The organism is Bradyrhizobium sp. (genome assembly GCF_035309285.1).
GTDB lineage: Bacteria > Pseudomonadota > Alphaproteobacteria > Rhizobiales > Xanthobacteraceae > Bradyrhizobium.
This window is the reverse complement of the sequence record NZ_DATGFH010000070.1, coordinates 17,941-30,926: the sequence shown is the minus strand read 5'-3', so window position 1 is coordinate 30,926 and position 12,986 is coordinate 17,941. Positions and strand designations below refer to the sequence as shown.

General features: G+C 64.3%; 10 protein-coding genes. 6 read left to right on the top strand and 4 right to left on the bottom strand.

The genetic code is table 11. The features are described 5' to 3' along the window. The first annotated feature begins 792 nt into the window (after positions 1–792). Positions 793–3,429 (top strand): EAL domain-containing protein, encoded by a 2,637-nt coding sequence (locus tag VKR55_RS13575; RefSeq protein WP_324404022.1) that lies wholly within the window; start codon positions 793–795, stop codon positions 3,427–3,429. 163 nt (positions 3,430–3,592) lie between these two features. Here VKR55_RS13575 and VKR55_RS13570 read toward each other — a convergent pair whose 3' ends face one another. From VKR55_RS13570 to VKR55_RS13560, 3 genes are all read right to left on the bottom strand, one after another. After that, positions 3,593–4,207, bottom strand: coding sequence for a glutathione S-transferase family protein (locus VKR55_RS13570; RefSeq protein ID WP_324404019.1), 615 nt, complete (start codon positions 4,205–4,207; stop codon positions 3,593–3,595). A gap of 195 nt (positions 4,208–4,402) precedes the next feature. Further along, complete coding sequence (locus VKR55_RS13565; RefSeq protein ID WP_324404017.1) at positions 4,403–5,212, bottom strand: MBL fold metallo-hydrolase; 810 nt, start codon at positions 5,210–5,212, stop codon at positions 4,403–4,405. Beyond that, positions 5,209–5,583 carry a Crp/Fnr family transcriptional regulator gene (locus tag VKR55_RS13560; protein WP_324404015.1) on the bottom strand — a complete coding sequence of 125 codons (375 nt, stop codon included), beginning with the start codon at positions 5,581–5,583 and terminating at the stop codon, positions 5,209–5,211. Before VKR55_RS13560 ends, VKR55_RS13565 begins: the two co-directional genes overlap by 4 nt. A 407-nt stretch (positions 5,584–5,990) precedes the next feature. On the opposite strand from VKR55_RS13560, the gene VKR55_RS13555 reads away from it, so the two are divergent. The 5 genes from VKR55_RS13555 (at position 5,991) to VKR55_RS13535 (ending at position 11,682) form a co-directional block, all read left to right on the top strand. Beyond that, on the top strand, positions 5,991–6,929 hold the full coding sequence (locus VKR55_RS13555) for a hypothetical protein (protein ID WP_414642363.1): 939 nt from the start codon (positions 5,991–5,993) through the stop codon (positions 6,927–6,929). A 90-nt stretch (positions 6,930–7,019) separates the two neighbouring features. Continuing rightward, positions 7,020–8,591, top strand: coding sequence for a hypothetical protein (locus VKR55_RS13550; protein ID WP_324404011.1), 1,572 nt, complete (start codon positions 7,020–7,022; stop codon positions 8,589–8,591). 201 nt (positions 8,592–8,792) lie between these two features. Next, complete coding sequence (locus VKR55_RS13545; protein ID WP_324404010.1) at positions 8,793–10,046, top strand: flavin-dependent oxidoreductase; 1,254 nt, start codon at positions 8,793–8,795, stop codon at positions 10,044–10,046. A 52-nt stretch (positions 10,047–10,098) separates the two neighbouring features. Next, positions 10,099–11,499: an MFS transporter gene (locus VKR55_RS13540; RefSeq protein ID WP_324404008.1), complete on the top strand. Its 1,401-nt coding sequence runs from the start codon at positions 10,099–10,101 to the stop codon at positions 11,497–11,499. Between the two features lie 15 nt (positions 11,500–11,514). Next, entirely contained in the window at positions 11,515–11,682 is a 168-nt protein-coding gene (locus tag VKR55_RS13535; protein WP_324404006.1) for a hypothetical protein, read from the top strand. 30 nt (positions 11,683–11,712) lie between these two features. Here the strand turns inward: VKR55_RS13535 and VKR55_RS13530 are convergent, their stop codons facing one another. After that, positions 11,713–12,918 carry a CaiB/BaiF CoA transferase family protein gene (locus VKR55_RS13530; RefSeq protein ID WP_324404004.1) on the bottom strand — a complete coding sequence of 402 codons (1,206 nt, stop codon included), beginning with the start codon at positions 12,916–12,918 and terminating at the stop codon, positions 11,713–11,715. Positions 12,919–12,986: the final 68 nt, after the last annotated feature.

The window sequence follows — 12,986 nt, the reverse complement described above, 5'->3', positions numbered from 1 at the left end:
GCATCCGTGCGGCCTCGCAGCTCGCCTAAACTCCACTTGGACCGCTCTGAGCGCATTCTGGACTTACTGCACGCTTCTGCTCGCCGGTCGTCCTCAACAGCTGGCTCAACTGGGCTGATCGCAAGTTCTTGCCCAGCCTCGTCGGGCTGATTTTCCGAAATCGTGTCAAGCCCATGCTCGAAAAATATTTCGCTTTATCGGAAGCAGGATCAGTCCTATCTTCCGCGCCGTCCTGATTCCATTCAGAGGGGCGACCGCGCATCGCCACGGACGTCGGTTTCAGGATGCGATGGACGCGGACGGTGCTGCTTGGCGAGCGGCGGCTTTCGCGGACGAGCGAAATCGCGTGGTCCTGGCCCCCCGACGCTGGGGTCAAGCTTTGCGAATTGATGTTCGCGAAGCGACGGTGGCTAACAAGCCCGGCACACCGGGGAGATCGCGTATAAGCCGTAAACCATCGCGCAGGGAATGCCGGTTGTTCCGGCTGCCCTGTTGTTGCTTGCGTGCGTAAGTGCACTTTCTTTTGCACGCAAGGCTCGCGGGTGCGGCCTGCATCCGGCATTCCCTGCGCCCTCTGACTTCAAGAGGGTGATCGCTCCAGCAGGACTCGGGCATTTCATGCCGCGGGAACGCGAAGTCATGTGTTCCCTCCTGGCGGCGGCTTCACCAATCCTTAACGATAACATCTTTCCGTCTCCTCGCATCCGGCCCTACACCGTTTTGACACCGTTCGAACCCTACGCTTTTCGCGAGCATGGTGCCGCCAGGCGCATCAGGCATCAGGATTGAACAATGCGAGCGCACGACGCCCCCGCGGTTGAGAGTCCGGACCTCCTGCTCGCAGCACTCGAGCGGACGAATGATGCCGTCGTGATCCTGGATCGGGATCATCATGTCAGCCATTTCAACGCGGCGGCCGAACAGATCTGGGGGCTCGACCGTGCTGAGGTCCTCGGCCTCCATGCGGAGCGTCTCGGTTTCAAAGACCTGCACCAGACCGGCATCTCCGAGATCACGATCAAACGGCCCGACGGCGGCCGTATCCGCGCAGCATTGTCGTTCTCGGACGTCGAGGCTGGCGGATTGCGCCGGACAATCGCGGTCCTGCGCGACATCACGTCGGAGCGGGAGCTCAAGGAGCGGTTCGCACTGTCTGTCATGATCGCCGACGAGACCAGCCGTGCCGTGATCGTCACCGATCGCAACTTGAGGATCGTCTACGCCAACGCCGCCTTCGCTGACATGTTCGGCCACACGACAGAGGAAGCGCAGGGGCGAAAGGCTTATGAACTGCTGGCGGGGCGCCATACGGACCGAGGGGTGCTGAAACGACTGCTACGGTGCGTTGCCAGCGAAAGCGGCCGCGACGAGGACATCCTGGTCTACGACAAGAACGGCGACGAGATATGGCTCTCGGCCCACGTCAAGGCGCTCCGCAACGCCCGCGGCCGGGTCAAGTACATGCTCGCGCTGCTCACCGATATCACCGAGACCCGGCAATTGTGGTCGCTGCAGCAGTTGATCATGACGGCGCTGGCCGATGAAATCCCGATCACGGACATCGCCGATCAGCTTTGCCGGCGTGTCGAGGAGATCGCGCCCGACGTGGTTTCCTCGCTGCTTCACATCGACGCCGGCGGACTGGTTCACCCGCTCGGCGGGCCGAGCCTCCCGGATGATTACTCCCGCTCGCTCGACGGCGTCGCGATCGGTCCCGACGTCGGTTCCTGCGGATCCGCCGCTCACTACGGCGAGCCGGTGCTCGCGATCGATATCGACACCGATCCGCGCTGGCAGCCCTACAAGAAGAGGCCGCTCGAGGCAGGCTTGCGCGCGTGCTGGTCCTCGCCGATCAAGGCCAAGGATGGCCGCGTGATCGGGACGTTCGCATTCTACTTCAGGGAATGCCGTCCGCCTTCGCGCTGGCATGAGCGCATTGTTGCGGCTTGTGTTCATCTCGGGGCGCTGGCGATCGAGCGCAAGGAAGCGCAGGCCCAGATCGCGCGGCTCGCCTACCATGACATGCTGACGGGGCTGCCAAACCGGGCGCGCTTGCGGCATCTGATCCAGGACGCGGTCGAGGCCTGTGCGGACGGCCAACACGTCGCGCTGACGTTTCTCGACGTCGACAATTTCAAGGACGTCAACGATTCGCTCGGACATTCGGCCGGCGACGAGCTGCTGGTCGAATTCGCCCAGCGCCTGCGCGCGCTGATTCAGCCGGGCGACGTGCTGGGCCGCCTTGGCGGCGACGAGTTCGTGATCGTGCTGCCGAACCGCGACGCCGCGGAGGCCTCGTCGGCGGCATCAAGGATCATCGAAGCGCTTGTCCCGCCACTCAGGATCGGAACCAGGCAGGTGTCGATGTCCGCGAGCCTCGGCATCAGCCTTTATCCCGACAACACGACCGACATCGATACCCTGATCCAGCAGGCCGATGCGGCCATGTACAAGGCCAAGCAGGCGGGTCGTTCCACCTACCGCTTCTTTTCTGCCGATATGAACAGGCTCGCCGAGCAGCGGCTCGCCTACAGCGCGGCGTTGCGCATGGCGATCGCAAATGACGGCCTGAGCCTGCACTATCAGCCGCAGATCAGGACGATCGACGGCGCCATTCATGGCGTCGAGGCGCTGGCACGCTGGCACGACCCCGTGCTCGGCGAAGTATCGCCCGCAAAGTTCATCCCGCTTGCTGAGGAATGCGGGCTGATCGAGCAGATCGGTCTATGGTCGGTCCGTGAAGCCTGCAAGCAGATGGCGGAGTGGCGCAAAGCCGGTCTCGATATCCCCTGCATGTCGGTCAACTTGTCTCCGATCAATTTCCAGAAGCCGGACCTCGCGGCGGCCGTTGCCGCAACTCTCGACGAGCATGGCCTGCCGCCGGACATGCTCATGCTCGAGGTCACCGAAGGCGTGTTCCTGAACGAGCGCGCGATCGCGATCGAGACGATGGACGCCCTTCGCAAGCTCGGAGCCGGGCTGTCGCTCGACGACTTCGGCACGGGTTATTCGAGCCTCAGCCGGCTTGCGCTTCTGCCGATCCGCGAGATCAAGATCGACCAAAGCTTCATGCGCGACGTCGAGAGCGAGCCGACGGCGCGGGCGCTCGTCACCACCGTCGTGCGCGTCGGCCAAAGCCTGAACCTCACGGTCGTCGCCGAAGGCGTCGAGACCGAGGGACAGCGGCAATTGCTCGCCGAGCTCGGCTGCGACGTCCTCCAGGGATTTCTGTACGCGCCGGCGCTGGCGCCCGCCGCGTTCGCGCGCTGGCTGCTCGACTACAGCGCCAGCCGCGCAAGCGCGATGCTGCGTGGCATCGGTCGGTCGTTGTCGCCACACTCTGTCGTCCCGGCCAAGCCAACGGCTCCGCGCGAAGCGCGGCCCGATGACAGGCTCCGCGCGAGCCGGGGACCCATAACCACAAAATGAAGTTGTTGCGAAGAAACGTAGGCTGGGCAAAAGCCAACGGGTCCGCGCGAACGCGCGGCCCGATGACAGGCTCCGCGTGCCCACCATTCACGGAATCGCCATCGCGAGACGGTGGGCACGGCGCAAGTGCGCCTTTGCCCACCTTACACGACATAGAGCGACATTACGCCTTCACGCTCGGCCGCGCGCCAACACGCGCAAACCATGCCGCGATGTTGGTGTTGGCGGGATCGAGCGGCTGGCCGACCTGGTTGCCAAAATCGACCCAGCAATAGAGCAGGATATCGGCGAGCGTGAAACGCCCGCCGCAAAGCCATTCCCGTCCGTCGGCCATCTGGCCGTTCAGCCATTTCAGGCGGTTGGCCGCGACCATCTTCAGCCCCGGCGAGGCGTCGGGCGCGACCGGAATACGCTTCTCGAAGAACTTCAGCGCTTCGCCGTAGCGATAGCCGTTGGCCAGAGGTTCGGCGATGTTGAGATCGACGCGTCGCGTCCACATCCGGCATTCGGCGCGCTCTTCCGCTGTTGCGCCGATCATCGCGGGCGATGGCTTCTTCTCCTCCAGATATTCGCAGATCGCCGTGATCTCCGAGAGGTAACTTCCGTCGTCGAGCTGCAGTGTCGGCATCTGGCCGTGCGGGTTGCGCTTCAGATGCGCCTCCTGCCGATTCTCGCCGCCGCGCAGGTCGACGGTCTGCTTCTCCATGTCGATGCCCTTCTCCGCCATGAAGATGCGGACGATGCGCGGGTTGGGTCCGATCGAATCGTAGAGTTTCATGATGTGTTCCTCCCCCTCCGTATCTGGTTGCTGTCTATCAATAGGCAGCCGCGTCGTTTGTCAAATGCCGGCGTCATTGCGAGGAGCGAAGCGACGAAGCAATCCACATCGCCCGAGCGGAAGCATGGATTGCCTCGCGGAGCCTGTCATCGGGCCGCGCTTCGCGCGGACCCGTTGGCTCGCAATGACGGTCAACTAATCATCCAGCTTGTTGAGGTCGCGCACCGACTGCATGATCGGCTCGAAATTCGAGCGTGCATCGAGTGCATCGAAGAGCTGCGCGGTGTCCGACAACAGGGCGTGCGAGCGCTGGATCGCGATCCGCACATCCTCCTGCGGCGTGTCGGAGAGCCGGCCGTGGCCCGACAGCAGGATCTTCGAGTTCAGCTTCTTCAGCTTCTCCAGCGACTGGATGTAGTCGGCAATCGAGCCCGAGCCGAACACGCCCCCCATCACGCCGCCGGGCATCAACGTGTCGGCGGCAAACAGCAAACCCTTCTCGGCATCGAACAGCGTCATGCAGGCCGAGGTGTGACCGGGCGTGTAGAGCACGTCGAGGCGGAAGTTGCCGAGGTCGATCACGTTGCCCTCTTCGAGCCAGACGTCGATGTTGATCGGCACGTTCGGCTCGTTGAACATCTTGCGCAGCATCGAAAAGTCGTCGCGCAGCATGATCTTGTTGGCGGCGAGCCGATGCGCGGCGATATAGGTGCGCCCCTCGAAATGATAGGCCGCGCCGATGTGATCGAGATGCTCGTGGGAGAGCACCACCATGTCGATCCTCTCGGGCGTGATGCCGATATGCTTCAGGCAGGTGAGGAGGTGCGGGTAGTTGGACGAGAGCCCGACGTCGATCATGACCGTGCGCTTGGAGCCGATCACGACATAGGCGTTGGCGGCGCGGTTCTTGAAACGCACCTGATAGACGTCGGGGGCGGCCTGGATCAGAGTCGCGACGTCGCCGTCGAGCAGGGTCTTGAACGGAGACGGGCGGCGGTCACTCATATGCTCCCCGCCGTCTTGAAGGTGCGATCGTTGGAAACGCGCAGGCGCTTGCTCAGCGCATCCATGATCATCAGCGCAAAGGCCGGCTGCTGGCTGACCAGGTACACGAAACGGGCGTGGTTGATCCGCATCACGCGGGTATTGCTGGAAGCGGCAATGGCGGTCGCGGAACGCGACGAGCCGTCGATCACGGCCATCTCGCCGAAAAACTCGCCCTTGCCAAGCGTGATGATCACGGTCTTGCGGTCGCCATTGACCTTGGCGATCTCGACCTCGCCGTCGAGCACGACAAAGAGCTCGCGCCCGGTCGATCCTTCCTCGAAGATGACGTCGCCGACGCCGTACTCGTTGATGCACTTCTCGATGGCCATGCCGGCCCCCGACCTCGTCCGTGGAGGGTATGATAATCGGGAAATGACGCCACGGAAACGGCAGCCTCGATGCCCGTTAGCCCCTTACCGCAGGGCAGCATCGGGTCGGGCCGCCGCGCCATGCCCTTCCGGTGCCGTGATCGGGACCAAAAAATGCCCCTGAAAAGTTCCTAAAATTTCGGTAAGGGCGGCGGCTTAAGACCCGTCGGTAACGAATTGGCAAGCAATGAAAGTTACCAAATGGTCAATTCATTCTGGAGAATTGCAACGTGAGCGAACAACAGGCTGAAGAGACCCAGGCCTCGCCAGAGACCCAGGCCTCGCCAGAGATCCAGGCCTCGGCGGAAGCTCAAGGCTCGACCGGTTCCGTCGGCGCCGGTTCAATCCTGCACCCATCCTCGGAGACTATGAGCGAGAAGGCCGCCGACCTTGCGATGAGCGTCCTGGAATCGCCCGCGATCTCGCCGGACCATGAGGCGCCGCCCAAGCCTGACATCCTGAAGCCCGATGCGCTCAAGGCGGAAGCGCCCAGGGTGGAAAGGCCGAATGTCGAAGCGGCGCGCGCGCCTCGCAGGCTCATGATCATGGCCCCGAGCGACCGCGCCTGGCACTATCACCATGCGGCGAACACCGAGGCGAAGTCCGAAGCCCGCGGTGAAGCTGCGCCGTCTGCGCCCGCTGCGCCCAAGCGCGGCTTCGGAGCCATGGCGGCAATGCTGGCGCTGGCGACGATTGCCGGCGCGATCGGCGGTGCGCTCGCAAGTTCCGGCTTTGCTCATGTGGCCGATGCCGCGGCGACAACGCCGTCGACGAGCGCGCTGGAAGCGTCCGTCGCCCGCATCGATGCCGACGTACTGGCGCTCAAGGCCGGCCTCGAGCGCACGTCCAAGCTCGGCGTCAGCCAGTTCAACAAGACCAATGATCGCCTCGACAAGATCGAGAAGGCGCAGGCTGAGCCCGCCGCGAAACTCGCCAAGCTGACGGAAGCCGTCGACAAGCTCCGCGGCTCGCCGGCTCCTGCTGCCGCGGCTCCGGCTGCTGCTGTGCCTGCCGCAGCGAGGGAAGTCACCGGCTCGGTGACGCCGCCGCAGGCCGTCGCCACGGCGACGCCGGCCCCCGCCGTTGCGGCCGCGTTGCCGAAGCCGGAGGTCGGGCGCCTGCCGACCGTCGAAGGCTGGAGGCTTGCGGATATCGGCTATGGCGGTGCGCTGATCCAGAACCGCCGCGGATTGTATGAGGTCTATGCCGGCGACTATATCCCCGGCCTCGGTCGGATCGACGCGATCCGCCGGCAGGACGGCCATTGGGTGGTCGTCACCAGCAAGGGCCTGATCGTCGCCCGCTGACGAACCAGTCGCGCCAAAGCAGAAACGCTTCACCGCGGCGTGAAGCGCTTTTCGCTTGAATAGACCCAGTCGTGCGGTGTTAGTTCGGACATGGTCTCTGCCGCTCGGGCATCCGCCGCTATCTTTTTTGCTTTTTATTGCGCGTTGTCTGCGCACGCGGCGGAGCGTCCGCCGCTCGAGCGCGGCACCGCGATCATCGATCCATTGGCGCTGCGCGAACTTGACCACGGCCGTTTCGGCCTCACGCGCATCATGCATCCGGAGCATGCGGCAGATGATCCGCTGACGAATGCGCAACTCTTCGCCTTGCCGTCGATGGCGCCGGTCAGACAAGCGCTGGAAGATGATTTCAAGCGTTATATCGCCAGGCACAAGGCCGAACTTCCCAACGAGAGCATCGGCGTTGGACCAGGCTTTGCCTTTCAATTGTTCGACCGCGCGCAGCTCTATTCGCCGGACACGCGGTTCGTCTTGTCCGGCATCGTCAACCGCATGGATCGCGCCTACGTCGCGCCTGAAAGCTGCGGCGAGATCAGGCTGATCTATCGTCTGACAGAGATCCATGGGCAGGCGATCGGCGAGGCCGCGGTGACACCGCGGCTACCGATGACGCTCAATGTTGTGCTGAAGGCGAAGGGCCGCGTGCCCGTCGATAGCAAGGGTATCGCGATCACCTGCGCCGAGATCGCCAAACGCTGGCTCGCCGCCGGCAGCCTGACCGACACGGGTGCGAAGCTCGCCGAGACATTGACGGCGCCAGGCGGCGCGCTCGATATGATCACGCCGGACAATATTGTGCGCATCGAGACCAATCTGCAGATCGCGCATGCGCCGAAATCGCCGACACAGGACTTCCGGACCGATTATCTGATGAAGGTGTTCGACTACGATGCCGCGTCCAAGACCTTCGTCGAGTCGCCGCTGGAGAACCAGATCGACCGCGACCGGCTATTGGAGGACGACAATCTCGCGCGCGACTTCAAGGCCTGGCTGCTTGATCCCGTCCATTTCGCCGAGCTCGACCGCGGCACCATCCTCATTCCGGATCGCTTCTTGTTGAAGAGCACGATCACCTCGACGCCGGCCGGCTTCTCGCCATCGAACCTGCAACCCGCCTTCGGTCTCGTCGCCGGCGAGGACAGCACCAAAAATCCCGTCTTCAGCGAGGAGGATGTCGTCTCCGCCTTGGCGAAGGCTGCTGCGCGGGACGTCAAATTGCAGAACATTCGCTCCGTCGCGGGCTTTGAGCGGCGCCTCAACGACATGAGCTGCTCCGGCTGCCACCAGACCCGCGGCATCGGCGGCTTCCATTTCCCCGGTGTCGACTGGATGGCGGCGAAGCCTTCCAACTCGATCGTGGTGCCGGCGTCACCGCACTTCTTCGGCGACCAGGTCCGCCGCCGCGATATCCTCAACGCCTTTGCCGAGGGCAAGCAGCCAGATTTCTCGCGCGGCTTCTCCAGCCGTCCGCAACTGCGCGGCAGCACCGAGCTTGCCGGCACCGAATATGAAGACGGCTGGGGAGCGCACTGCTACGTGCAGCAGCCGAAGGCCGCCGACAATGACAAGAGCTTTGCCTCCTGGACCTGCGCCGAGGGGCTTTCGTGCCAGCCCGGCGGACCAGCGACGCGAATGGGGATGTGCTTTGTGAAGACGAGGTAGGTTCGTGAAATCGCCTGGTTCCGTCATTGCGAGGAGCGAAGCGGACGAAGCAATCCAGATGGTTCCCGCGTAGACAATGGATTGCTTCGCGGAGCCGGTCATCGGGCCGCGCTTCGCGCGGACCCGTTGGCTCGCAATGACGAGCTAGATTGACAGTAGGCTTACTAATATTGTTTCATTGCCGTCCAAAGGGATGGAAACATGGACGAGGTCATTGTCATCGGCGCCGGCATCGGCGGCCTGACCCTTGGGCTGGCGCTGCAGCGGGCGAAGATTCCCTGCCGGATCTTCGAGTCGGTCCCCGAAATCCGCGCGATCGGCGTCGGCATCAATCTGTTGCCGCATGCGACCAGGGAATTGGCGACGCTCGGCCTCGAAGGAGCGCTGGCGAAAGTCGCGATCGAGACCACCGACGCGACCTTCTTCAACCGCTTCGGGCAGTTGATCTACCAGGAGCCGCTGGGCCGTGCCGCAGGCTACGACCATCCGCAATTCTCGATTCATCGCGGCGATCTCCAGGGAGTGCTGCTCGAGGCGTTCCGCTCGCGCGCGGGTGCGGACCGTATCGTCACCGGCCGGCATTGCCTCGGCGTCGAGCAGGACGACGGTGGCGTGACCGTCACCTTCTCCGACGGCCCGGGCGGCGCCAACCGCTTCACAATGCGCGGTCGCGTCGCGATCGCCTGCGACGGCATCAATTCCGTGATCCGCAAGCAATTTTTCCCCGATGAAGGCGAGCCGCGCTATTCCGGCGTCAACATGTGGCGCGGCGTCACGCGCTGGAAGCCGATGCTGTCGGGCGCAAGCATGGTGCGCGCCGGCTGGCTGTCGCATGGCAAGATGGTGATCTACCCGATCCGCGCGGCGGGCAGTGACGGCCTGCAGCTCATCAACTGGGTCGCCGAGATCGAGACGCCGACTTACCGCAAGCGCGACTGGAACCGCGCCGGCTCGCTGGACGATTTCATCGGGCCGTTCTCCGACTGGCATTTCGACTGGCTCGATGTGCCTGCCTTCATTCGCGCTGCCGACAGCGTGCTGGAATTTCCGATGGTAGACCAGGACCCGCTGCCGCGCTGGAGTTTTGGTCGGGTGACGCTGCTCGGCGATGCCGCCCATCCGATGGTGCCGCGCGGCTCCAACGGTGCAGGGCAGGCGATCCTGGACGCACGGGCGCTGACGGCGGCGTTATTGCAACACGCTGATCCTGTCGCCGCGCTCTCGGCTTATGAAAAGCAGCGGCTGGAGGCGACCACGCGCATCGTGCTTACAAACCGCACCAATCCGCCGGACGCGATCCTGCGCGAGGTGTTCGAGCGCACGCGCGACAGGCCATTCAAGGCAATCGACGACGTCATCAGCCGCGACGAGCTGCTGGCGCTGTCGGATGGTTACAAGCGGATCGCGGGTTACACCAAGGAAGCCTTGCGCAGTGAGCGCGGCGCGATAGGCTGACGCGCCAACGAGAAGCGGCCGGAAAGAGCCGCGTGAGGAGAGGGGGATGGCAATGGCCACTGTTCAAACGCATGCCGGCGGCACGCCGGCGATCGACCTCGTCGACTTCATCGACCGCCAGCCGGTCGGTGGCTTCCAGATCCGGCTGCTGCTCGCCTGCGCGGCCGTCTTGTTCCTCGACGGCTTCGACACCCAGGCGATCGGCTACGTCGCGCCGGCGCTCGCCAGGGAATGGCACCTGACGAAAGGCGCGCTCGGACCCGTCTTCAGCGCCGGCCTATTTGGCCTCATGATCGGCGCACTGGTGTTCGGGCCGCTCGCCGACCGGGTCGGCCGCAAGAAGATCGTCATCTTCTCGACCGCGGCCTTCGGCGCCGGTGCGCTCGCGACCGCCTTCGCCCAGGACGCCACGTCGCTGCTGCTGATCCGTTTCCTCACCGGGCTTGGCCTCGGCGGCGCCATGCCCAACACGGTGGCGCTGACCTCGGAATACAATCCGCAGCGCCGCCGCGCCACCATGGTGATGATCATGTTCTGCGGCTTCTCGATCGGGGCCGCGCTCGGCGGCCTTCTCGCCGCCGGCTTGATCCCGCGCTTCGGCTGGCGCTCGGTGTTTGTCGTTGGCGGTATCGCGCCGCTGGTGCTGTTGCCGATCCTGGTCGTGGGATTGCCGGAATCGGTCCGCTTCCTGGCGTCCGTTGGTCAGGCGCCCGAGCGCGTCGCGCAGCTCCTGAAGCGGATCAGCCCGCACACGGTGTTGGCGCCGGATGCGCGCTTCGCCGTGCATGAGGCGCATCTTGCCGGCATTCCGGTCGTGCATTTGTTCCGCGAGGGGCGCAGCGCGGTGACGCTTCTGCTCTGGGTCGTGTTCTTCATGAGCCTGCTCGACATCTATTTCCTCGCCAATTGGCTGCCGACGGTGCTCCACGATCTCGGCGCGTCGGTCTCCGAGGCCGCGCTGATCGGATCGATGCTGCAGGTCGGCGGCGTGATCGGTACGTTTGCGCTTGGCAGTGTCATCGACCGCTTCTCATTCCGTGCGCTCGCGCTGGTCTACTTCGGCGCCATGTTCGCGGTCGGCGCGATCGGCCAGTTCGGCCAGTCCGCCGTGCTGGTCTCGATCGCGATCTTCGCCGCGGGCTTCTGCGTCGTCGGCGGGCAGATCGCGGCCAATGCGCTGGCTGCCGGCTTCTACCCGACCTCGGTGCGCGCTTCCGGAGTCGGCTGGGCGCTCGGCATCGGCCGGGTGGGCTCGATCATCGGCCCGCTCGTCGGCGGCATGCTGCTGGCCGCAAAGTGGAGCACTGCGGCGGTCTTCATAGCCGCTGCCGCGGCAGCGCTCTGCGCCGCGCTGGCAGCCATTGCCCTGAGCCGGTTGGCCGGGGCCAGCGGCGCCGGGCAGGCGTCATCAATTGATGCTACACTCGAGCCCGCGACGACAGGTAGACCATGAGCGGAGGACCGACTGATGAGCTCTTCCGAGCAGGAAAACAGGGAGCGCGATCAAAAAATCGCACATAACGAGGCGGTGCGCCGGGCCACCAGCGCCGTCCGCATCAGCGGCTGGGCCATCGCCTTTGCCGTCATCATCGGGGCGGCCGCGGTATTAATCGTGTGGGCCTGGCTTACGCGGTGACGCCGGGCCCTCCTTTTGGCGGAAGCGCCGTCACGCTACCGCGCCGGAGGCCCTGAGCTTCTGGATCGCGGCCTCGTCATAGCCGGCATTGCGCAGGATCTCGTCGGAGTGCTCGCCGATGCCGGGCGGCTTCCTCGGCTGCACCTTCTTGGTGCCGTCGATGAAGATCGGGCTGTTGACGGTCAGCATAGTATCGTTCTCGAACGGCACCAGCACCTCGTTCTCGATCATCTGCTTGTCACGCGGAATGTCGTCGAGGATCCCGATCACGCCGAACACGAGCCCATTGCCGTCGAGAATGCTGCGCCATTCGGCGAGGTCCCTGGTCGCAAACACCTCGTCGAAAATCTTGATAAGTTCGAGCGAGCGCGCATGCCGCCCGACCTTGGTCGCAAACCGCTCGTCGGTGACCAGATCCTCGCGGCCGATGCAGCGCGCCAGCGTCGGAAATTGCCGCTCCTCGCTGAGCAGCGACAGGATGATCCAGCGGCCATCCCGGCACTTGTAGTGGTTGGTCACCGCGTTCAGCGCCTGCTCGCGCGGCCGCCGCCTGGAGAATTTGGCGCCGACAAGCTTTGCCTGCGCCATGATGCCATTGGCCCAGATGCCGTTGGCCATCAGGTTGGTCGACACATGCGCGCCCTTGCCGGTGCGCTCACGCTGGAACAAGGCGGTGACGATCGCGCCGTAGAACGCCATGGCGCACGGATGATCGCCCATGCCGGCGACCGAGCGCGCCGGCGTGGTCTCTTCGTCGGCACGCACCAGATCCATCAGGCCGGAACGGGCCCAGTAGGCGTTGCTGTCGAAGCCGGGCTTGTTGGCCTCCTCGCCCTTCTCGCCATAGCCGGTGAAGGATGCGTAGATCAGGCGATCGTTGAGATGCGCGAGATGGTCGTAGGTGATGCCGAGCTTGGTGCGCACCTGCGGCGGCATGTTGGTGATGAAGACGTCGGCTTCAGCGGCGAGCTTGTAGAGCACAGCCTGTGCCTCCGGCCTGGTGAGGTCGAGCGCCAGGCTCTTCTTGTTGCGGGATTCCAGCATCCACGCGAAATTGTGCTCGCTGTGGGGATAGCCAGGCAGCAGCGGCAGATTGCGGTAGGGATCGCCGGAACCGGGCGGCTCGATCTTGATCACGTCGGCGCCGAAATCCGACAGCACGGTCGCAGCCGCGGGTGCTGCGATGAAGCTCGCGCAGTCGATGACTTTCAGGCCTGCGAAGATGCCCTTTTCCATAGTGGCGTCACTCCGTATCGTTATTGCCGCAGTCGATTATCGCCGCGCAGCGTCGAGATCAAACGGCA